This is a genomic window from Alteromonas naphthalenivorans (assembly GCF_000213655.1).
GTDB classification, from domain to species: domain Bacteria; phylum Pseudomonadota; class Gammaproteobacteria; order Enterobacterales; family Alteromonadaceae; genus Alteromonas; species Alteromonas naphthalenivorans.
On the sequence record NC_015554.1, the window covers coordinates 1724305 to 1747841 of the forward strand.

At 43.6% G+C, this 23537-nt stretch carries 18 protein-coding genes; 14 read left to right on the top strand and 4 right to left on the bottom strand.

Annotated features, from left to right (window positions below; genetic code table 11):
* Positions 1–62 precede the first annotated feature (62 nt).
* Genes AMBT_RS07435 through AMBT_RS07445 form a run of 3 tightly spaced genes read left to right on the top strand, consistent with a single transcriptional unit; the run spans position 63 to position 5357 of the window.
* Entirely contained in the window at positions 63–2084 is a 2022-nt protein-coding gene (locus tag AMBT_RS07435; RefSeq protein WP_013783997.1) for a glycoside hydrolase family 13 protein, read from the top strand.
* A gap of 28 nt (positions 2085–2112) precedes the next feature.
* A complete protein-coding gene (locus AMBT_RS07440; protein WP_013783998.1) occupies positions 2113–3606 on the top strand; it encodes an MFS transporter in 1494 nt (497 codons plus the stop codon).
* Positions 3603–5357, top strand: a complete 1755-nt coding sequence (locus AMBT_RS07445; RefSeq protein ID WP_013783999.1) for an alpha-amylase family glycosyl hydrolase — start codon at positions 3603–3605, stop codon at positions 5355–5357. The genes AMBT_RS07440 and AMBT_RS07445 overlap by 4 nt, the downstream gene beginning before the upstream one ends.
* A gap of 208 nt (positions 5358–5565) precedes the next feature.
* On the opposite strand, the gene AMBT_RS07450 is transcribed toward AMBT_RS07445, so the two are convergent.
* Complete coding sequence (locus AMBT_RS07450) at positions 5566–6606, bottom strand: LacI family DNA-binding transcriptional regulator (protein ID WP_041452850.1); 1041 nt, start codon at positions 6604–6606, stop codon at positions 5566–5568.
* Positions 6607–6885: 279 nt separating this feature from the next.
* Between AMBT_RS07450 and glnS the strand changes: the two genes are divergently transcribed.
* On the top strand, positions 6886–8553 hold the full coding sequence (gene glnS, locus AMBT_RS07455; protein WP_013784001.1) for a glutamine--tRNA ligase: 1668 nt from the start codon (positions 6886–6888) through the stop codon (positions 8551–8553).
* A gap of 87 nt (positions 8554–8640) precedes the next feature.
* Here glnS and AMBT_RS07460 read toward each other — a convergent pair whose 3' ends face one another.
* Positions 8641–9387 carry a YciK family oxidoreductase gene (locus AMBT_RS07460; RefSeq protein WP_013784002.1) on the bottom strand — a complete coding sequence of 249 codons (747 nt, stop codon included), beginning with the start codon at positions 9385–9387 and terminating at the stop codon, positions 8641–8643.
* A gap of 316 nt (positions 9388–9703) precedes the next feature.
* Here AMBT_RS07460 and AMBT_RS07465 point away from each other — a divergent pair, with 316 nt between their 5' ends.
* The 9 genes from AMBT_RS07465 (at position 9704) to AMBT_RS07505 (ending at position 20819) form a co-directional block, all read left to right on the top strand.
* Positions 9704–12307, top strand: a complete 2604-nt coding sequence (locus AMBT_RS07465; RefSeq protein ID WP_013784003.1) for a VolA/Pla-1 family phospholipase — start codon at positions 9704–9706, stop codon at positions 12305–12307.
* Between the two features lie 193 nt (positions 12308–12500).
* Positions 12501–15089 (top strand): acylase, encoded by a 2589-nt coding sequence (locus tag AMBT_RS07470; RefSeq protein WP_013784004.1) that lies wholly within the window; start codon positions 12501–12503, stop codon positions 15087–15089.
* A 117-nt stretch (positions 15090–15206) separates the two neighbouring features.
* Positions 15207–16235 (top strand): protease SohB, encoded by a 1029-nt coding sequence (gene sohB, locus AMBT_RS07475; protein ID WP_013784005.1) that lies wholly within the window; start codon positions 15207–15209, stop codon positions 16233–16235.
* A gap of 129 nt (positions 16236–16364) precedes the next feature.
* Positions 16365–17003: a TetR/AcrR family transcriptional regulator gene (locus tag AMBT_RS07480; protein WP_013784006.1), complete on the top strand. Its 639-nt coding sequence runs from the start codon at positions 16365–16367 to the stop codon at positions 17001–17003.
* A gap of 78 nt (positions 17004–17081) precedes the next feature.
* Complete coding sequence (locus AMBT_RS07485; RefSeq protein ID WP_013784007.1) at positions 17082–17495, top strand: GFA family protein; 414 nt, start codon at positions 17082–17084, stop codon at positions 17493–17495.
* Between the two features lie 110 nt (positions 17496–17605).
* Complete coding sequence (locus AMBT_RS07490; protein WP_013784008.1) at positions 17606–17989, top strand: hypothetical protein; 384 nt, start codon at positions 17606–17608, stop codon at positions 17987–17989.
* Between the two features lie 100 nt (positions 17990–18089).
* Positions 18090–19181: a serine hydrolase domain-containing protein gene (locus tag AMBT_RS07495; protein WP_013784009.1), complete on the top strand. Its 1092-nt coding sequence runs from the start codon at positions 18090–18092 to the stop codon at positions 19179–19181.
* Positions 19182–19299: 118 nt separating this feature from the next.
* The gene (locus tag AMBT_RS07500) at positions 19300–20061 is read left to right on the top strand and encodes a Nif3-like dinuclear metal center hexameric protein (protein ID WP_013784010.1); all 762 of its coding nucleotides are present in this window, start codon (positions 19300–19302) and stop codon (positions 20059–20061) included.
* A complete protein-coding gene (locus AMBT_RS07505; RefSeq protein WP_013784011.1) occupies positions 20058–20819 on the top strand; it encodes a methyltransferase in 762 nt (253 codons plus the stop codon). Before AMBT_RS07500 ends, AMBT_RS07505 begins: the two co-directional genes overlap by 4 nt.
* Before the next feature lie 99 nt (positions 20820–20918).
* Here AMBT_RS07505 and AMBT_RS07510 read toward each other — a convergent pair whose 3' ends face one another.
* Positions 20919–21983 (bottom strand): 2-hydroxyacid dehydrogenase, encoded by a 1065-nt coding sequence (locus AMBT_RS07510; protein ID WP_013784012.1) that lies wholly within the window; start codon positions 21981–21983, stop codon positions 20919–20921.
* A gap of 35 nt (positions 21984–22018) precedes the next feature.
* Positions 22019–22501 (bottom strand): glutathione peroxidase, encoded by a 483-nt coding sequence (locus AMBT_RS07515; protein ID WP_013784013.1) that lies wholly within the window; start codon positions 22499–22501, stop codon positions 22019–22021.
* A gap of 96 nt (positions 22502–22597) precedes the next feature.
* Between AMBT_RS07515 and AMBT_RS07520 the strand changes: the two genes are divergently transcribed.
* Positions 22598–23509, top strand: a complete 912-nt coding sequence (locus tag AMBT_RS07520; RefSeq protein WP_013784014.1) for an NAD(P)-dependent oxidoreductase — start codon at positions 22598–22600, stop codon at positions 23507–23509.
* Positions 23510–23537: the final 28 nt, after the last annotated feature.

A 23537-nucleotide genomic window follows, 5' to 3' on the forward strand; every position in this document is an offset into this window, starting at 1 on the left:
GTGAGTAGCTTGTGGGGGTAGTATGCCATAGTGGTTTAACGTCTTATTAACATGGAGGGGGTGTGTTGCATTTCCGTTTTAACATTTCTCGCATCTGGCTAATAGTAAAGGCGCCCTCATTCACTTCTCCTTTAGTGCCTCGCTTTTTGGTTTCAGCAGCTTCATTAGTCACTAACCGTTTTGTAAACAGCATTGCGACACTTGCATCGCTAACGTTCTCATATGCTGCAATAGCTGACATAGACGTGTACCCTCCAAATTGGTGGGTGGGTATGGAAAAGCCTACTGTTGAACTTATGTTGCATGGCGACGGTGTTGCCAACTATTCCGCTTCAATCAATGCTACTGATGTCACCGTTGTGGACTCGAAACGATTAGACAGTGAAAACTATTTATTTGTCACGTTGAATACAGATAGTGCAGAAGCGGGAAGGGTTGTTATATCGCTCATCGCACCAGATGGTTCATCCCACGACATTGACTATGCACTTAATGCACGACGACAACATTCTCAATCGCGGGTGGGCTTTGGCCCTAAAGATGCCATTTACCTTATTGCGCCTGATAGGTTTGCCAATGGTGATGAAAGCAATGACAGCGTTGATGGATATAAAGACAGGTTAAATCGCGACAACAAAGGCGGGCGCCACGGCGGTGATATTCAAGGGATCATCGACAATCTAGATTATATTGCTGATATGGGATTTACCCAAATATGGTCGATGCCGTTACTTGAAAATGCCATGGATTCGTATTCATACCATGGGTATTCCACCACAGATTATTATAAAATAGACCCACGTTACGGTTCAAATTCACAATATCAAAAGCTCAGTGAAAAGGCATCTGAGCATGGTGTTGGGCTTATTATGGATATGGTGTTAAACCACATCGGCAGCGGTCACGCTTGGGTTCAAGACAAGCCGTCTAAAGATTGGCTTAACAATCAGGGCGTGTTTGTTGGCACTACTCATAAACGAGAATCACTTCATGACCCACATGCAATTCAAAGCGATATCAAAGCATTTAGTGATGGCTGGTTTGTTCCCAGCATGCCAGACTTGAATCAGAGGAACCCGCACCTAGCGACATACCTTATTCAGAATGCGATTTGGTGGGTAGAGTTTGCAAATTTAAGCGGCATTCGCGTAGATACCTATTCATATTCTGACAAAGGCTTTTTGTCAGAGTGGACCACGCGACTGATGCAAGAATACCCGAATCTAAACATAGTGGGTGAAGAGTGGTCGGTAAACCCTGCTATTACCGCTTATTGGCAAGCTGGAAGCCATAGGCATGATGATTATGTCAGTGCATTACCGAGTGTGATGGATTTTTCGTTGCAACATGCGGTAGCTGACGGGCTTACTTCAAAAGAAGGCTGGGACACAGGGCTAACGTCTATTTATGAAACGTTAGCGACTGACTTTCTTTACGGCGAGCCAAATAATCTAGTGATTTTTGCTGACAATCACGACATGAGCCGCGTCTATTCTCAGGTTGATGAAGACATTAATCGCTGGGATATGGCGATGACGTTTTATCTCACTGCGCGGGGCATTCCTCAAGTTTTCTACGGCACCGAAATATTGATGAGCAACCCTAACACGGAAGATCACGGTATTATTCGAAGTGATTTCCTTGGCGGGTGGAAAAGCGATACTAAGAACGCATTTACTGGCAAAGGGCTATCGGATGATGAGCGTTGGGCACAGTCACGAATTAAACAATTGCTCTCTCTAAGACAAAACTACCCCGCGGTTTTTGAGGGCAGCTTTAAGCACTATGCACCTGTTGATGGCGTGTATGCCTACGCAAGGCAGGCCAATGCTAAAAATCCCCCAAGTATACAGGGCGATAAAGATACTAACGATACCGATGAAAAGAAAGTGAACAGTAAGTCACCCGTGATATTGGTAATCTTGAACAAAAATGAAAAAGCATCAACGGTAGATATGAATAAATATAACATGGTTACTAACGGTAAAAAGAATATGACTCGTCTTAAAGACGATAAGGAATTCGCCTCCAGTGAAACCGTAACGTTAGCGCCAATGTCGGCGAATGTTTTCATCGTTAAATAATAGAACAACAATAAAGAAGAGTGGTCTTATGCAAGTACAACAACCTCGTTTATCATTCTGGCAAATTTGGAATGTTAGCTTTGGCTTCTTAGGCGTTCAGTTTGGCTTTGCCCTACAGAATGCCAATGTGAGCCGAATTCTTTCCGACCTAGGGGCAGACCTTCATTCTTTGTCTCTTTTTTGGCTAGTGGCACCGATTATGGGGTTGATTGTGCAACCTATTGTTGGCTCGGCGTCTGACAGAACATGGAATCGTTTAGGACGAAGAAGACCCTTTATTCTTGCGGGTGCGGTAGCTGCCGTGCTAGGTATGATCTTATTACCCAACGCACCTTTATTTGTTGCCTTTCTTGCACCAATGCTAATGGGGGCGCTGATGGTCGCGCTAATGGATGCTTCATTTAACGTGTGCTTCCAGCCTTTCCGCTCTTTAGTGTCGGATATGGTGCCGCCGTCGCAACGTAACATTGGTTATTCCATACAATCGTTGCTAATCAATATTGGTGCAGTAATAGGTTCAATTTTGCCCTTCGTGTTAACTAACGTGGTAGGTCTTGAAAATACTGCGCAAATGGGAGAAGTCGCTCCGTCTGTTAGTTGGGCTTTCTATATTGGGGCTACGGTATTGCTTGGTACGGTCATCTGGACCGTTTTTCGCACCAAAGAATACTCGCCCGAAGAGTACAATAGATACAAAGGCCTAAGCACTGAGAATGACGTTAAGCCAGAAAATACGCCAAAAGCACCATTTATCGAGCGTATGAAAGCGTTTTGTTCCTTGGTTGTTCACATGCCTAAAACCATGAAACAACTTGCCGTTGTACAATTTTTTTCATGGTTTGCCCTGTTTATTATGTGGGTATACACCACGCCAGCAATTACCCAACATATCTGGGGTGTTGACAAAATATGGTGGGATCCAGCGCACATTGCCTCAGTTGCTCAAGTACCCGACGCTATTGTAGCCGCTAAAGGCGCAGCCGGTGACTGGGTGGGTATATTGTTTGCTGCTTATTCGGTATTCGCCGCCGTCTTCTCAGTATTTCTCGCTCGACTCGCCGACAAGTTTGGCAGAAAAACTATTTACGCTGGGGCGTTAATTTTAGGTGGCTTAAGCTACGTTAGTTTTCTGTTCTTCCAAGACCTCACCATGGTGAATGTAAACTTATTGATTACTGAAGTTACCGTGCCCCTTGGGGCAGTGAAGCTTCTTATCCCAATGATTGGGGTAGGGATTGCATGGGCCGCTATTTTAGCGATGCCTTATGCCATGCTAGCGGGCGCGTTACCGGCCAACAAAACCGGCGTTTATATGGGCATATTTAACTTCACGGTAGCCGCACCACAGATAGTGTCTGGCTTAACCGCAGGCTGGATTTTAAGTAGTGTGTTCGATAACGAAGCTAAATACATTATTGTTGTCGCCGGAGCGTCCATGTTATTGGGGGCTATCGCTGTATTTTTCGTAAAAGAACACGACGTAGTAGAAGCAGACGTAGCTGATAAGGAACTAGCACAATGACCCCTAAACTAAAAAACCTTACCCTTGCTATCACACTTGCATTGGGTGTAGGCACAATAACAGCTTGTGCTTATACATCGTCGTCAATGTCTGCTGATTCGGCAAAGGCCGAGGCAGAATCTTCAGCTGCCTCGAATGGTAAAGCGGATAACAAAGTCACTATTTCAGGTACCACCACACCGTTTGCGAGCGAAGCGATTTACTTTGTAATGACCGACCGGTTCGTGGATGGCGACCCCAGTAATAACCATGAAGACCAAGGTGGGGGATTTCCAACCTGGCAGTTGCCGATGGAAGGGCCTGATGGCAAAAAAGCCTATGTAGGTTACATGGGCGGAGACCTGAAAGGGGTGCTTAACAATGGCGACTATATTCGCGATATGGGTTTCACCGCGGTTTGGATGACGCCAGTACTACAAAATCCTAACCAATCATTTAGTGGCGATGAGCAAATTACTTTTGGTGGCGCATTTAAAGACGGTGGCAAAACCGGTTATCACGGTTATTGGGCAACTAACTTTTATAAAGCTGATGAGCATCTAATAAGCCATGATTTAAGTGTGAAACAGTACACCACACAAATGCGTGAAAACTTCGGTTTAAAATCGGTATTTGATATTGTAGCCAACCACGGTACGCCAAGCTTTACCATGCCCTCTGACCAACCTGGATACGGTGAAATTTATAACGCTGAAGGCGAGTTAGTCGCTGATCACCAGAATCTAGCCCCGGAAGATTTAGACCCAAAAAATAATCCGTTACACGAATTTTTTCATGATTATCCAGACTTAGTAAAACTGTCTAACCTTGATGATCGAAATCCCAAGGTAAGAGATTATCTTATCAATAGTTACCTTTACTGGATTTCACAAGGCGCGGATGCGTTTCGTATCGATACTATTCGCCATGTCCCCCATGATTTTTGGCGAGAAATGTCTGACCGGGTGAGGGCAGAGCATCCCGACTTCTTTATGTTCGGCGAAAGCTTCCAATATGATGCGAACTTTATTGCGCAGCATACCCTTCCCAAAAATGGTGCGGTAAGTGTGCTCGACTTCCCGATGCAAGAAGCCATGGTAAAGGTGTTTGAAAAGCCACTTGAAAGTGACTTCGCAACGTTAGCCGACACCTTGTATTTAACCCATGGGCCTTACAATAACCCTTATGATTTAACGACTTTCTACGACAACCATGATATGGCACGCATTAACGCCACCGACAATGGTTTCATTAATGCGCACAACTGGTTGTTTACGGTGAGAGGTATTCCGGTGGTGTACCAAGGGTCAGAAATTGGCTTTATGCGTGGTACGTCTGAACACCAAGGTAACCGTAATTACCTTGGCCAACACAACATAGACAATGCCAAGTCTCATCCTATTGCTACTGAATTGACTAAAATCGCAAATGTGCGTAAGAACACACCCGCACTTCAACGAGGTTTGCAGTTTAATCTTGAATTAGCCGGGCACAAAGCCGCGTTTTATCGCGTGTTGCAAAGTGATAGCGCACAACAAACCGCATTGGTACTGCTCAATAAAGCCGAAGAACCTGCAAGTTTTAGTATCGATGAATACATGCAAGCTGGCACATGGACTGAGCAGCTGTCTGGCGAAACACGTGAATTGGTTACCGGTGACGCGTTAACAACCTCAGTGCCCGCCAACGGCGTTCAAGTATGGGTTAGGGAAGGAGCGTTAGATTCAGATGCCCTAGAAGCGGCGCTTATTAAGCAAATGTCGGCGCAGTAAATTTTACCTCGCAATAAAAAAGCGCTTGTTGCTCGTTTACTACTAATAACATCAAGCGCTTTTTCACTAATTGTAAATCATTTCTTAGCGGAACATTTTCTTTAACTAAGCAGCTCAAGATAGCTAGCCTGAGGTAGCTAACCTAAGAAAGTTAGCCTAGCGAGTTAGCCAGGCTTATTAAATTAGGCAACCAAGGCTCGTAGGCTGCCTAGGTTTTTGCCCCACATGAATGTCTAATTATGGCTTCCGCTGGCATAAGGAAATCTTCTACCTTTTCATTTGAAATGGCTTTAATTAACGTACTTACCAATAATTCACCGGCTAGCTTCGTGTTTTGCTGAACGGTAGTTAACGCTGGGGTCGTGAAGGCCGATACAGCAATATTATCGTAACCTACCACTGCAATATCGTCAGGCACTTTAAGCGCTGTTTGCCTTAACGCTCTCAAAACGCCCATAGCAATAAGATCAGATGCGCAAACAATAGCGTCAGGTAAGCCTGCTTCGTTAGTTTTAGCATCGTTCAACATACCTTGAATAGCATCAAAGCCAGCTTCTTCGGTAGAAACCGCATCACTTTGCAACGAACTTTCGTATAAATTATGGCTTGTTAGCGCCTCTGTATAACCTTGAAAACGAGCCATAAACTCAGGGGCTTCATTGCCTGAATCGCCGATAAACGCAAACCGAGTTCTACCCAGGGCGATTAAGTGTTCGGTAATGCTGTACCCACCTTGAAAATTATCACAGCCAACACTCACACCTGGATGAGCGGCATCGGGTGCGCCCCAACGAACGAAATGTGTGCCTTGTGACTCAAGTTGTGCCACTTTACTGCGATAATCGGTGTAATCACCGTAACCCAATAAAATTATGCCATCTGCTTTATTTGAGTCTTCATATTCTGCATGCCAGTCATCTTCCAAGTTTTGGAACGACACCAGCAAGTCGTAACCCGCAGCCGCACAGGCACGGGTAATACTTCCTAACATGGCGAGGAAGAAAGGGTTAATCATTGAATCATCTGAGGTAGGATCTTCAAACAACAAAAGTGCAATGGTGCTACTTTTTTGCTTGCGTAGATTACTGGCATTCTTATCAACTTTATAATTAAGTTCGCGAGCAATGCGCTGAACCCGATCACGGGTTTCTTGATTTACCAAGGGGCTGTTATTCAGTGCTCTTGATACTGTTGATTGAGAAACGCCTGCCAAATGTGCAATATCAAAAGAGGTTGCTTTTTCTTTCATGGGCACCATGTTTGTCTGCTACGACCGAGTTGTCGACAAGAAGAAAGATACCATACTTTCTTCTAACCACGCTTTATTTGCTAGTCACACGCCTTTTTTTAATACAAGAACCAGTAAAAAAACGTTTCATCGCGTTAAAACTAATCACTTGTAAGGCTAGGTGTAATAAAACGTGGTTGTCAGTTTTAGGTCAGTGTTATACTAATCCACAATATTAATTAATTTTAAACGTTAAGATTATTTTTAAACGTTAATTCAAACGCTAAGGGGAACTCGCGAATGGCCGAGACTGAGCACCGTCCGACCAACTTTATCCGTCAGATCATCGACAAAGACCTTGCCAATGGTGTGCACGAGAGTATTAAAACTCGGTTCCCGCCGGAGCCAAATGGCTTTTTGCATATTGGTCATGCAAAGTCTATTTGCCTAAATTTTGGTGTTGCGCAAGATTACTCAGGTTCTTGTAATCTGCGCTTCGACGACACAAATCCAGCAAAAGAAGACATTACCTTCGTTAACTCTATCAAAGAAGACGTTAAATGGTTGGGTTTTGAGTGGGATGGTGAAGAGCGTTACTCTTCAAATTATTTCGATCAGCTTCATGGCTTTGCGAATGAATTAATCGACAAAGGCCTAGCTTATGTCGACTTTTCTACTCAAGACGTGATGCGCGAACTACGAGGCACATTAACTGCGCCAGGTAAGAATAGCCCATACCGTGATACCGACGTTGAAACCAACCAGCGTGAATTCGCTAAGATGACAGCGGGCGATTATAAAGAAGGTGAGTGTAGTCTTCGCGCTAAAATCGATATGGCTTCACCGTTTATGTGCATGCGTGACCCGGTAATTTACCGTGTTAAACACGCTCACCATCACCAAACGGGTGATAAATGGTGTGTTTACCCCATGTACGACTTTACGCACTGTATTTCGGACGCCATTGAAGGTATTACCCATTCATTGTGTACCTTGGAGTTCCAAGACAACCGCCGTTTGTATGATTGGGTAATTGAAAATATCACTATTGACAGCACACCACGTCAGTATGAGTTTTCACGTCTTAACCTTGAATACACCGTATTGAGCAAACGTCGATTAATTCAGCTGGTTGAAGAAAATCACGTTAGCGGGTGGGACGACCCTCGCATGCCGACTGTGGCAGGCTTGCGTCGTCGTGGTTATACCGCGGGTTCAGTACGTGAATTTTGCAAGCGTATTGGCGTGACTAAAATGGACAACATGGTAGAAATGTCCATGCTAGAAGCGTGTGTTCGTGAAGACTTAAACGTGAACGCACCTCGTGCGATGGCAGTTCTCGATCCTATTAAATTAGTGATTGAAAATTATCCAGAAAACAACAGCGAAATATTAGTCGCGCCAAATCATCCTAGTGATGAGGCTATGGGCACACGCGAAATTAGTTTCGGTCGAGAAATTTGGATTGAAGCGGAAGATTTTCGCGAGTCAGCAAATAAAAAGTTCAAACGTTTAGTGCTAGACAAAGAAGTGCGTTTACGTAATGCGTATGTGGTTAAAGCTAATCGTGTTGAAAAAGACGCAGAAGGTAACGTAACCACGGTTTACTGTACCTATGATGCTGACACGCTAGGTAAAGACCCGGCTGATGGCCGCAAGGTTAAAGGCGTTATCCATTGGGTTGACGCAGGAACAGCGCAGCAAGCTGAGTTTAGGTTGTACGATCGTTTGTTCAACGTGCCTAACCCAGCCGCTGAAGAGAACTTTACTGATGTGATAAACCCAGAGTCATTAACGGTTCTGACTGGCTGGGCTGAAGCTGGGCTTGCTAAGCGAGCGCCTGAAGCAGGTGCATGGCAGTTTGAGCGTACCGGTTATTTTTGTTTAGATGCAGACAGTACAGATGACAAGCCTGTATTTAACCGCACGGTAGGGTTACGTGATACGTGGGCTAAAATAGGCGACTAAGCCACGCCATCAAGCAAACATAAAGTTTCACCATAAAAAAGCCGCGTTTACGCGGCTTTTTCTATGGCTATGTGTTGGTAGTCACTTTTAGCGTTTAGGTTGGCAATCAAGAGATTGACCATTCACATCAATACTGTCGTTACCCATGAGGTAAAGATACATAGGCATGATGTCGGCAGGTGTTTTCAATGTATCAGGATTTTCAGCAGGAAAAGCCTGCGCGCGCATATTAGTGCGTGTGCCACCTGGGTTAATACAGTTAAAGCGCAGCGACTTATTTTGATACTCGTCAGCTAACGTCTGCATGACACCTTCTGTAGCGAACTTCGATACCGCATAAGTCCCCCAAAACGCGCGACCTTTTCGCCCAACGCTAGAGGTAGTAAAAATAACCGATGCATTATCAGCTTTTTCTAGGGCAGGGATTAGCGCCTGTGTTAAGAAAACCGTACCATTTACGTTGGTTTGCATCACATCAAGCCATTCTTGTTGCTCAATATCTTTAAAAGAACTTAAATGCCCAAGCACAGAAGCGTTGTGTAACACACCATCTAACTTACCGAATTGGTCTGTAATGGTTTGCGTCATTTGTTGATAGTGTGACGGTGTTGCGCCTTTTATATCTAGCGGTACTATTGCAGGTTCAGCACTTCCAGCATTTACGATTTCGTCGTAAACGGCTTCTAGCTTAGAGACGGTTCTGCCTAATAAAATACAGGTGGCACCATGTTTTGCGTAAGTCCGCGCTGCTTGAGCACCGATGCCATCGCCAGCACCTGTGATAAGAATGACTTTACCCTTTAATAAATCGGCAGGGGCTTGATAATCGTTCATCAGTATCCTTAATAAATTCGCATATAGTTATCTGCGCAATAGGTTCATATTATATAGGTGCAGATGATACTCACACTACGCAATAAGTAAAACTTTCGAAGTATAAAAACACCAAACGTAAAAAAAAATAACGTTTAGCGTTAACAAAACTTTGCAAAGTTGCAACAAAGTTAATAAGATTGAGGGAGATACAACTGGTCTAACATGTTTGAAACTCGGTGAGTTTGCAGTAAGAACAAGGCGTTAAAGGTGCCAGCTTACAAGCAATGCGAGTTTTAGATACACAGAATAACAACAATGCTTGTAGGGAGTAAGAATGAGAAAACTCATATTAAGTTCCAGTGTGGCCCTTGCGCTGGGTCTAACAGGCTGTGGCGGCTCCGATGATACCCTGTCCGATATTCAGGCCGAGACAGAGGTCCAAACACCATTTTCACGTATCGTGTTTGATCCCGCTAGTGGCGATTTAAATATACCTAATGATCTTCTAATGCTACCAGGGGATGACGGCTTTTTCGATTATACCCTTAACATTCCGGTAGACGATCCAACTAACTTTGCTGACCCACAAAACGCACTTAATGTACTAGACGGATGGTCAACACAGCATCCATTTGCTATATCGGTAGAGACGCCGGCAGGTGTTTCACTTGACGCGTCTACCTTGGCGGCTGGCGTGTTGATGTTTGAAGCCACCCTAGGGTTGGATTTAAATGATCCAGATTGCGCGCAAATCACGACGCCTTCTGCGGGTTGTAAGCTTGGCGATCAGTTGGTTTACGGCGAAGATTATGTGCTTTCTCTTGCTGATGAATCAACAATTACCTTTGTACCATTAAAGCCACTGAAGCCGGCTCAAGGTCACATGTTGGTAATGACCACCGCGTTGAAAGATTCGTCTGGTAAGTCTGTACAAGGCTCTACATCGTGGGATTCAACACGACAAGATATCAATACACTGCCATTATCAAGTGATGATCAATTATTGCTTCAAGGCATTGTGAACTCACTGGTAAACCCAGTGATTGGTGCAGGTTATGAGCGTGAAGATATCACCTATGTTTCTGCATTTACCACGCAATCAATTGCGAATTCACTCGATACCATCAAAAAAGTAATGGTAGGTGAGTTTGCAGCACGCGCTGCTGCTGGAGACCCAACCGCGGGTGAAGCACTTCCTGTTATTGTAGTAGGAGACGTTGATAGTGCACCTACGGCTATGGAAGCATTAAATTTAGTTACCGAAGAAGTAGTCGCTGGTGCGGTCTCAGTCGGTATCGACAGTTTACCTGCTGAGGCAGCAGCCTTAATACCTGTTATTGAAGCCACCGACTTCAGTGCCCTTGAAACGTGCGCTGGGTTAGCAGGTACCGTTTCTGGTCAGTTATCTGCCCAATGGGGTGCGGTTAACGATTTCGCTGTGGCTGTGTCGACTGGCATACTTGCTGAAGCGGGTCCATTTTGTGCCGCACAACGTTATGAGGGTAGCGTGTCGCTTCCTTATTTCTTAGGTGTTCCAAGTGCAGAAAACCCAACTGCACCAGTTAATGAATTTTGGCAAGCAGCTTGCGACAGCGGTATTGTGTTAGCAACAGCTTCTGATGAAGTACTCGCCAGTGCCACACCAGGTCCAAACTTCGAAACGTGCTCAAGCCTTGGCTTATCTGATTTACGTGTTGATGGCGAAATGCTAGATAACGCGCGTAACATCACTAAGTTTAACCCATTCCCTCAGATGACGGGCGGAAACATGGGTGAAGAAACGCTAGATGTGCAGGTGACAATTCCAGACCCAGCAATTGCTGGTGCACTCGGCTTCTCTGTCAGCATGCCTGATGCGGGTTGGCCAGTAGTGATTTTAGCCCATGGTATTACGAGTAAAAAAGAAGATATGCTAGCCATTACGGGTACGTTGTCGTTGGCAGGTATTGCTTCAGTGGCTATCGACCAACCACTTCACGGTACTCGTGGTTACGACTTGGACGGCGACGGCACTGATGACATCAATGCTACAACGGTAAGCGCGACGCATTACATGAATTTGGCAAGCTTACCAACTGCTCGTGATAACCTGCGTCAAAGCGTGTCTGATTTATTGGGCTTACGTTTAGGTTTGAACGCAGTAGTTGATGCTACAGCAAGCCAGAACGTGTCATTTGATATGTCTCGTGTGTCTATCATGGGTGTATCACTAGGCGCTATTACTGGCGGTAACTTTGCCGCAGTAGCGAATACCAGCATGGGCGAGACTTTAGGTGCGCTAGACGGTATGTATGCTGTTAAACAAGCCTCGTTAGAGTCTCCAGGAGGCGGTGCGGCTCAGTTCTTACTTGAGTCTCCTACTTTTGGTCCGCTTATCAAAGGGTTATTGTTATCACAGTCATCTGAAGATTTTGTTGCCTTGTTAACTCAGCTTTATGGCACAACGGATGTTTCAGAAGCACAATTAGTGGGTGCGGTAAGCGCATTTATGGATGCCTTAAGTGATGAGCAAGCAGCAGAAGTAAATGCGGTACTTGCTGAGTTTGCATTTGCAGCACAAACTGTGATGGATGCTGGAGACCCAACTAACTATGCCACTACGCTTGGTGAAACGACACCAGTACACATGATGACGGTAGTAGGTGATGGCGGCGAAGAAAACCTGCCTGACCAAGTGATACCAGTAACCACATCATTACCATTGTCTGGCCAGTTAGCGCTTGCCAATACCATTGGTTTAGAGCAGGTCACGACTACCCAATCTGGTACCGATGCACTAAGTGGCTTGGTCTTATTTAACAGTGGTGCGCATGCATCAAGTTTAAGCCCAGCCTCCAGCGCTGAAGTTACGGCTGAAATGCAAAGAGAAGTAGCCGGGTATATTTCTACTGACGCTACAGTATTACCCATTACTGATGAAACGGTTGTATCTAACTAACGATATGTAACTAGTTGATTTGTAAATATGAAAAGGCCGACTTATGTCGGTCTTTTTTTTGCTTATTTAAGCTAAAAATCAAAATGTTGTTTGAATGTTTCCTGTTGTTAATGTAGTGTTAATTGGCCGGATCTGTTGAAGAAAAAAGATACAGGATCTTGATTTCGCGTATTACAACAATAAGGGACCGTTTGTGAAAATACCAAAAAATCGTATTTTGCCATATCGTACACTTCTCGCAGCCTCTATTGCTGCCACGCTAGTAGGTTGTGGAGGGAACGATAATAATTTTGATAACGTTCAAACGCCTACCACCCCTGAGCCATCTCCCGTTGAACCTACACCTACACCGGTACCAGCTTTCGATACAGATGGTGTATTAACGGCTGACATAACGTGGACGACTTACGGTGTACCTCATATTAAAGCGGATAATCTAGAAAGTATGGCCTACGGGGTGGGTTATGCGTTTGCTAAAGATAATTTGTGTGTTTTAGCCGACCAAATTATTAAATATAATTCTGAGCGCTCGAAATACTTTGGACCCGACAACCAAGCGGGCAGTGGTGATTCAGAGCATCTTATTAACGATTTCGGCTTTTTAACACTAGGGATTCGTGCGCTGGCTGAAGAAAATTTAGCACGCATGTCAGCAAACTCAAGAGCCATGTTTCAAGGTTATACAGCAGGTTATAACCGCTACTTGGCCGACACCCCTGTGGCTGACCAAGATCAATCGTGTGCTGGACAGCCTTGGGTAACAGAAATTGACAGTACTGATTTATTAACGTATTCACTGGGTGTTGCTTTACTCCCCGGTGCTGCTAACTTTTTAGGCCCAATGTTTTTAGCGGCGCCTGAAGGGGAAAGTTACTTACCTACACCTGCGGCAAACACGAACATCGCTTCACAAGAGACAGATGCATCAGCCACTGCCATGGCGGCGAATAGGCGAGTAAATGCCATGCCATTTAACATTAACCCTACCATAGTACTGCCGGAAAAAAATCCGCAAGACATGGGTTCAAACGGCTGGGGATTAGGGAGCGATAAAACCACTAACGGTATGGGAATGGTTCTAGGAAACCCCCATTTTCCTCACACAGGGAATTTACGTTTTTGGCAGTTCCATACGCAAATACCAGGTTATTTAAACGTAACAGGTGGCTCTTTAACGGGGTTACCAGGTGCGGTGAATATAGGCTTCAACGAAAACGTTGCATGGACACACACCTTTTCTACCGCTGAGCACTTTGTCGTTTATCAATTAACGTTAGATGAAGATGATGATACGGGTCTTACCCACAGGGTTGATGGTAGTAAACGAACCATTTACGAGAAGCCAATGCAGATTGAGGTGGCGGTGGCACCAGGTCAAACCATCATGCTCAATAAAACAGCCTATTACACAAATTACGGGCCTATGATTGAAGTGCCGGGTAATTTTGAGTGGACGGACACAAATGCGTTTGCCATTAAAGATGCAAATTTGCCGAATTTGGATGTTGTTGATCACTGGCTAGCGATGAATATGGCGGGCTCTATGGATGAGTTCAAACAAGCCTTCAAAGACTATGATGGTGTTATTTTTAACAACACCATGTCTGCTTCAGCGGACGGTCAGGTATTTTATATTGACGATTCTACTGTGCCCAACTTAACTGAAACCGCCATTTCAGAATTAACCACTAATCCTGTTTTAATACAAACCAAGATAGCGGCAGGTTTTACTGTTTTACCCGGTTTTGCCTCAGCGTTTGATTTTGATGGACCTGTACCTTACGAGGAAGCACCAAAATATGAAGGAACAGATTCAGTTCAAAACTCCAACAACAGCTTCTGGTTAACAAATTTATCATCACCTATCACGGGTGTTTCGCCACTTTATGGCAATGTGGAAAATCAACAAAGTCTGCGATCACGGTTAGCTCAGCAATTTATTGAATCTGAAGCAGGTAGTGACAACACATTCACGCCTGACGAAGTGGAAACCTTGCTAGTTAACAACCGAAGCATGCTGGCCGATATGGTGTTGCCTAGCTTACTTCAAGCTTGTACTGCCCAAGGTAGTGATCCTGTTACGGTAAATGGTGAAGACGTGGATATCTCCGCTGGCTGTGCAGCATTGGCCTCGTGGGATGGCACCATGAACAAAGACAGTGTTGGGGCGCACGTATTTAGAGAGTTTGCATTTCAATTCGACAGGGAGCCACAGTGGGAAACACCGTTTTCTGTTGATAACCCTGTTACCACGCCAAGTGGTTTATTGCAGAATGACACCACAATTAATCAATTTGCTGCTGCAGTTCAGGTTGTTAACCAAGCCGGTGTAGCGCTTGATGCAACCTTAGGCGAAGTACAATTTGTAGAACGGAGCCTTCCAGACGGGTCTGCATCGGGCGTAAAACTTCCATGGGCTGGAGCACATAACATTGAAGGTGGTTTTAATGTGTTTAATATTGTGCCTGGGAACAATGGCACTTTACTGCCAAGACATACCTATGCGCCGCTTAACAGTAATACCATTATGAGCGCAGAAGCAGAGGGTTACCATATTAATTATGGAAGCAGTTGGATGATGGTCATCAACTTTACTGAAGAGGGGCCACAAGGGAGGGGGCTTCTTTCATACTCTCAATCTAGGGGGTATGGCAGTGAACATTCGACTGATCAAACCGAGCTTTACTCGGCTCAACCCACGTTACGTGATTTGTATTTTACCGACGAAGAAATAACTGCAAATACAATCAGTACATTAACCCTATCGTCAGAGGAAAATTAGACTGCTATTATAGGCGCCATTATATAAAGTCGCCTTAATGTAAGTTCTATTTAGGACAATAAGGTCGTTAAGAAGGGTCTGATAACAGACCCTTTTATTTTGTACTAGGAGATAGGTTTGGAGTTTTTGTACGAATACGGTTTATTTGTGGCTAAGGCCGTTACCTTGGTTATCGCGTTTATTATTGTGGTATCGACCATCGTTGGCGTTGCTAGTAAGCAGAAACAGGGTAAAGGTCAGTTAGAAATAATCTCTCTTTCAGAGCAACTAAAAGACATTACTCATTACGCGAAGCAAGTGTTGCTCGACAAAGCAGCATTGAAGCAATTGGCTAAAAAGCAGAAGAAAGAAGATAAGGCCAAAAGCAAAAGTAAAAAAGCGAACGATGAAGAAGAAAAGTCTCGGTTATTTGTGATTGATTTTAAAGGCTCTATGGATGCCAACGAGGTTGAACACTTACGTGAAGAGATAACCGCTATTTTATGTGTGGCTAACAAAGAAGATGAAGTACTTGTGCGCTTGGAAAGTGGTGGTGGTGTGGTACATGGTTACGGACTAGCGGCTTCGCAGTTACAGCGCATCAAAGAAAAAGGCCTAACATTAACCATCGCGGTAGACAAAGTAGCTGCCAGTGGCGGCTACATGATGGCTTGTGTGGCAGATAAATTGTTAGCATCACAATTTGCTTATATCGGTTCAATTGGTGTGTTAGCGCAATTGCCGAACTTCAACAAATTATTGAAGAAGAACGATGTGGAATTTGAGCAACATACGGCAGGTGAATACAAACGTACGCTTACCGTGTTTGGCGAAAATAATGACGAAGGGCGTGCAAAATTTAAAGAAGAAATTGAAGAAATTCACACGTTATTTAAAGACTTCGTTCATAGTCAGCGCCCTGATATGAACATTGAGAAAGTGGCAACGGGTGAATATTGGCCTGGTGTTAAAGCAAAAGAACTAGGTTTGGTAGATGCGCTTTCAACCTCAGACGATTACATTTTATCGCACTTCCCAGAGCGCGAAATATTTAAGGTTAAGTACTCGTTGAAAAAGAATGTGGCAGAAAAACTAGGGCTGTCGGTTGCAGCTGTTGCAGAACGGGTAGTCATGCAGACTTGGAACAAAGCAAGGCACTGGTTTTAATAATAATTAATATAAAATAATAGGTTACAGCATTCTTTTGTGGTTATGCGTAACCTTTTCGCCCCGTTCCGAGTCGTTTTTACATGATTGAACGGGCGTGATGAGACTTAGGTTAAAGAAAAATAAAAAATGGCGAAGCAAACTAAAGCTGATATTTTAGATGCTGCTGAACTGCTCTTTTCAGAGCAAGGGTTCACGCAGACATCGATGCGCGAGATTACGACTCGGGCCGAGGTTAATCTAGCGTCAGTCAATTATCACTTTGGTAGTAAGAAGAACCTTATTCAGGCAGTGCTAAAAAGGTATTTCGATGTTTTGATGCCTGAAGTGAATACCTGCCTTGCCAACAATAAGGTATCTTCCGGTAGCGAAGGTGTTGCTACCTTGTTGTATGCACTTATTCCTCCTATGTTGAAACTCAATGTGCTAAGACCGTCGGGCACAGCCATTTTTGTCCAGCTATTGGGCCGAGGGTATAACGAAACCCAAGGTCATTTGCGCCGTTTCATTATGAACGATTATGGCGAGACAATTAGAGCCTTGGTTGACGCTATTCAACAGTGCTTACCCGACCTACCTGAAGAAGCGCTTTTCTGGCGCTTGCACTTTGCAATGGGTAGTTTTGTCTTCTCAATGGCTTCAAGTCGAGCGTTGACAGAAATCGCTGAGTCAGATTTTCACAAGCATGTGAATATTGAAGAGGGGATCAGTCACCTAGTACCGTTTGTAGCACAAGGTGTTGCTGGTAACATTTCACAAAATAACTAAAAAATGGGGTCAGAGTGTCAAGTTACCGAGGGTGGATAACATGCATTCTAGATAGGGATTAAGTAAAAGGAAGTATATATGTATTACGGAACCTGTCTGTGCGGCGAAATAAGCGTGGAGATTTTAGGCTCGATAGATGACATCATTCATTGTCATTGCTCACTTTGTAGAAAGAATAGTGGTACTGCCTATGCCACCAATGGCTTTATCAATGCTAACGAATTCCGCCTAATAGACCCACAAAAGAAACTGGCTACTTACGAATTTAAACCGGGTAAAAATAGACATTTTTGCTCGACCTGTGCATCACCCATTTATAGTTCAAATGCAGCTAATCCTGAAAAACTGAGAATTCGGCTTGGTATTGTAGATTCAGATATTTCAGAAAGACCCATCTCTCACAACTTTGTTACGTCAAAAGCAAACTGGGACAACTTAGATGCTGCGCTGCCAAGATATGATACGTTTGAGCCTACTAGACAAAGTCGGTAAATTGAACGCAACTAATGAAATGCTGTTGGTTCATCTCCTGTAAGAAAATTGCAAAAGTATTATTAGCCTCATCAATGAGAGTAGATCTACATTAAAATTGGATGTTTATAATGGATTCATTGGAATTAGAAGAAAAACCGGAACTAGATTCAGCCCAACAGAATAAAATCAAAAATGAGACCCTAACCACAGAATTACATTTTGAATTACTAAAACAATATGCGTGGTTATCTTCCGCTGCTATTGGTGCAATCGTCGTTCTTGTTCAATTGAAAGCCATAGAAGCAGATAAAGATCTTTATGTCTCCCTCGGCTTTTTTGTGGCTTCCATTATTTTGTCGATTACGGGGCAGGATCATATAATTGATTCATTGCTCAAAGGTAAGCAAATATACGATGCTTCAAAGGTTTTGAAGTTCATTAGAACAATTTCTATGATGTGCTTCGGTATAGGTGTAGGTTATCTGGCAGCAAACGTATTAAAATTCTGGTAACTACGTCCTCTACCTTCATCGTGAACCAACCGCTACTTTCATTTTAAAACGGCATAGCCGAAGTTATTTTTAATTTTGGCTATGAGTAGGGAAACCCTTTGTGAATACTGAATACGCGTTTGGGTATATATGCCGTAACTTTACTATTTCAACACTATTCATTTTTTCAGTAAATGCTATTTCTGGCGAACCAGACAGTCATAAGGAGCTGACTCAGTATTTGGATGAAGTTCGAGGTGAGTCTGCTATTCCCGCAATGGCAGTCGAGGTCATTACTGCCGGCAAAGTCAGTTATATTGAAGGTTTCGGCTACCTAGATGAGAAGTTAACCAAGCCCACAACGGATAAAACGCTATTCAGGGCTGCGTCAATTTCTAAACTTTTCACCGCGCAAGCCATAATGAAATTAGTAGAGCGAAGAAAATTAAGCCTCGATGACGAAGTGGGTTTATACATCCCCCAGCTTGAAAAATCTCAAATTACTATAAAGCAATTACTCACCCATTCTTCAGGCTTAACGGACGTTATTAGGCCTGTGAGTGTTAAACAAGGTAGATCGCTGAAGCGTTATTTAGAATTGGTGAGAGGCGCTGTCCCCGAAGAATCTGAAAGTCACAGCTTTGTGTTTAGTGACACTAATTATAATCTGTTGGGTGAGATCATTCTCTCAGTTAGTGGTCAGCGCTATGACGCTTTCATCTATGACAATATTTTTAAGCCAGCAAAAATCAGAAAAAGTCATTTTTATGATGGCTCAAATGAAAATTTCGCTGAAACGCATCCAACCTACAGGGGAAAGTTAATAGACAAGCTTGAGCAGCGACCCTATGACTTAGCTTTTAACCCCAGTGAAGGCCTCATTGCTAATGTATACGATTTAAGCCAATGGCTTACGCTCACGCTTAACCACGCTCCTGTCATTTTAGATAAGCAATCCTTCGATGCGATGTTAGTGCCACAAGTAAAAACCACGTGGGGTGAAATATACATGGCACTAGGTTGGCAGGTTTATGAGAATGAATATGGGAAAGTCGCGAGGCATCCAGGTAGTGTTCGTGGGTACAAATCGCTAGTGCTTACATATCCAGACAGTAAAAACGCAATAATTATACTGAGTAACTCAAGTGATACACCGCGCTGGGAAATTGCAAAGTCCATTACGGAAATTTTAAATAAGACCGGGGAATGGTAGCTGGCGTGTGTAAAAAGAAAGGACGGCAGTAGTCGTTCAAAATTAGTATAATGCTTAACAATTCTATAGGTTCAACATGATTGTTGAACTGATTGTATAACAGTTAACCGGAGTGTTTGTGTCAGTAAGTAACCTTGAACTTAAACGCTATCTAGATGGCACACTTAGAGCCCATGAGATTAGCGACTATTGCCCTAATGGTCTGCAAGTTGAAGGCAAGCCAGAAATTCAACGTGTAGTAACAGGGGTTACGGCCTCACAAGCCTTGATTGATGCCGCCATTGCAGAAAATGCCGATGCCATCGTGGTGCATCATGGCTATTTTTGGAAAGGCGAGTCGCAAGCAATTACCGGCATGAAGAAAAAGCGCATTCAGGCATTACTTGAACACGATATTAATTTATACGCATACCATCTACCGTTAGATGTTCACCCCGAGTTTGGGAATAACCGACAGCTTGCGACACTGCTTAATATTGACAATGTGCGAGCCCTAAGCGGCGTAAAACCTACGGGTGTGGTTATGCAAGGGGAGTTCGAAAGCCCAATGTCTCAGCATGACCTACAGCAGCTATTAGCTGATAAGTTAGGACGAGCTGTATTAGCGGAAGGTGATGATAATAAAGCTATTAAAACCGTTGCTTGGTGTACAGGCGGCGGTCAAGGCTTTATCGAACAAGCTGTTGCGGAAGGGGTAGATGCGTTTATTACCGGTGAAGTGTCTGAACAAACTATTCATACGGCGCGTGAAATGGGTATTAGCTTTTTTGCGGCGGGTCATCATGCCACTGAACGCTACGGCGTGAAGGCATTAGGTGAGCACATTCAAATCGAGTTTAACCTAGACGTGACTTTTATTGATATTCCAAACCCAGCATGACAGAAAAATCAGATCATATTTTTGACGGTATAGCCGCAAAATTTGCCGATAACATCTATGGCACGACAAAAGGGAAACTTAGGCAAATTATGCTTTGTGAGGCGTTAGCGCCTTTTGTTGAAGTATCAGACAACATACAGCCTAAAAAGGTGATAGAAGTGGGGGGCGGCACAGGTGTGATGGCCGCTCACTTGGCATCGCTAGGACATAGTGTACTGTTAACTGATGGATCAGAAGATGTATTAGTTCATGCCAAAGACAATTTAAAAACGTTTCCAAACGTGAGTATTCAACATCAATATTTGTTAGATATTCAAAATATGGAAGACTTTGATTTTATAGTGTGCCATGCGGTATTGGAATGGTTGAATGAGCCCTACCAAGCTATTCAGTTTCTCTATGACAACATGCGTAAAGGGGCAATATTAAGCCTGAGTTTTTTTAACCGTGATGCAAACTTAATGACTAACGCCATTTACGGTAATTTTGATTACATTGCGCAAGGTATGAAAGTCAGGAACCAAGTTCGCCTTAACCCTAAAAATCCGTTACCGGCTAAACAAGCCAGCGATTTTTGTGAGTCTATTGGTTTTACGGTAAAAGCGAAAACTGGCATACGATGTTTTCATGATTACTTGAAGAACCCAGAACATCAAACTACCCAGTTTGAAGGGTTGGTAAACCTAGAACGAACCTATAACCAAACAGAACCGTTTATGTGGTTAGGAAAGTACTTCCATCTTGTGTTGGAAAAGTAGCAAATATTGCTACTTTTCTACTATTTTCTTTAAGCGTTGTGCTTGATTCTATGCTCATTAGCTTTAACCCGTTAAGCCAAGCCTCTTAAAATAAGCCCCTTAAGTTATGTGCTGAACCATATTGTTGTTAACGTTCAGGCTAGAGTCACCGGCAAAGAAGCGTAAGTTATCTAGGGTAATGGTGGCAATCTCACTCAAAGCCTCTTTGGTGAAAAAGCCTTGATGCCCAGTTACCAATACATTGGGAAACGTGAGTAAGCGCTGAAATACGTCGTCTTGAATAATATCTTGTGAGTGGTCACTGAAAAACAACTCTGATTCTCGCTCATAAACATCTAAACCTACATACCCTAAATGCCCACTTTTTAGCGCATTGATTACCGACTTATCATCAATCAATCCGCCACGTGATGTGTTTATCAGCATGGCGCCTTTGGGCATTAGGGCAATACTCGACTCATTGATAAGGTGATAGCTTTGCTCAGTAAGCGGGCAGTGAAGAGTAACAATGTGGCTTTGGCTAAAAAGCGATTCAAGTGACGTGTAAACTACGCCTTCTTGTTTAAGTTGCTCATTAGGGTAGGGGTCGTAGCATAAGACATTGCAACCAAAGCCTTTCAAAATTCGGATCACCGATTGGCCAATACGCCCTGTACCTATCACGCCTACTGTTTTGTTGTGTAAAGTGAAACCCAGTAAACCGCTTAATTCAAAGTTACCTTCTTTTACCCTGTTATAGGCTTTATGTGTCTTGCGATTTAGGGTAAGAATGAGTGCTAACGTGTGTTCAGCCACGGTTTCCGGGCTGTAGGCAGGTACTCTCGATACGCTGATATTGAGTTCATGGGCTGTTGCGATATCAACATTATTGAAACCGGCGCAGCGTAGGGCAATATGCTTGATGCCAGCCTCATGCAAAATATATAAAGTTTTCGCGTTAAGTTCATCATTGACGAAAACACAGACTGCATCGTAGCCTTGGCAAAGCAAGGCAGTCTCAGCGGTGAGTTGATGAGGGAAATAAGTAAAGGAAATAGGGGGAATGCCCTCGGCTTTTTCTACGCTCAAGGCTTTTTCTGAGCTCAAGGCTTTTTCTAAGCTCAAGGCTGCTGCCTTAAAAACAGTTTCTTCATAAGGCTTGGCACTAAAAAACGCGACTTTCATTACACTGCACTCCCTCTTCATCAAACGTTAATAATTTAGGCTTTCAAGAGTCCATCAATATCATTACTTATTTCACTCGGCTTCGTGGTTGGGCCGTAACGCTTAACCACGTTTCCGTTAGCATCGACAAGAAACTTAGTGAAATTCCACTTTATGCGTTTAGAGCCAAGTAAACCAGGTGCTTGTGATTTTAATTCAACGTAAAGAGGATGGGTTTGCGTTCCATTAACGTCAGTTTTTTTAAATAATGGAAAAGAAACACCAAAGTTCATATTACAAAATTGAGCAATATCATCATCTGAGCCCGGTTCCTGGTGACCAAATTGATCGCAAGGAAATGCCAATATTTCGAAGCCCTTCGGACTATATGCTTTATAGAGTTTTTCTAAACCTTCATATTGATTAGTAAAACCACATTTACTGGCGGTATTAACGATAAGTAATACTTTGCCTTTAAAGTCTGACATAGCAATAGCTTCGCCATTGTTTCTAACCACTTGGTGAGTATATATGCTCATAGCGCTTCTCTTTATTTTAGTTATTGTTTTGTTTTAGTTATCAGAAAGTTTGTTACACTTCGCTTCAGTATAATCAGTTATGAAGAGAGTTACACTATGTCAAATAATACAACTACAACGTCTTCATCTGTAGATTCACCTATCGATAATGCATCGATAAAAGTCAGTTTTCTAGGGCTTGGCGTGATGGGCTACCCCATGGCAGGGCATCTAGCAAAATCAGGCTTCGATGTTACTGTTTATAATCGCACAAAAGCGAAGTCAGATAAGTGGGTTAAAGAGTTTCAGGGCGCCCTTGCCCTATCCCCAGCAGAAGCCGCAAAAGATGCTGATATAGTGTTGATGTGCGTAGGTAACGACAACGATGTTAAAGACGTTGCCAGCCAAGCCTTAGGTACGATGGGGCCGGGTACACTACTGATAGATCACACTACCGCGTCGGCAGAAGTAGCGCGTGAAATGTTTTCACTATGTCAAAAGCAGTCTATCGACTTTTTAGATGCACCAGTGTCAGGCGGCCAGGCCGGTGCTGAAAATGGTTTGCTTACCGTTATGGTGGGAGGCGAACAACAGGCTTTTGACCGTGCTGAAGCTGTTTTTTCTGCTTATGCTAGACACAGTCAATTGCTAGGTGAAAGTGGTAGTGGCCAGTTAGCAAAAATGATGAACCAAATTTGCATTGCCGGTATTGTTCAAGGGCTAGCGGAGGCACTTCATTTTGGTCAAAAAGCAGGATTAGATTGTAAAGCGGTGATTGATGTCATTAGTAAAGGCGCTGCACAATCTTGGCAAATGGAAAATCGTGCGTCTACCATGCTCGAAAACCATTATGATTATGGCTTTGCGGTAGATTGGATGCGAAAAGATTTATCTATTGCCCTTGATGAAGCGCGTCGAAATGGTTCAACATTAGCGCTAACGGCCTTGGTCGACCAATATTATGGCGACGTTCAGAAAATGGGTGGCCATCGCTGGGATACATCAAGCCTACTAATGCGTTTGAAATAACATACCATCGGTATGAGCACACTTGGTC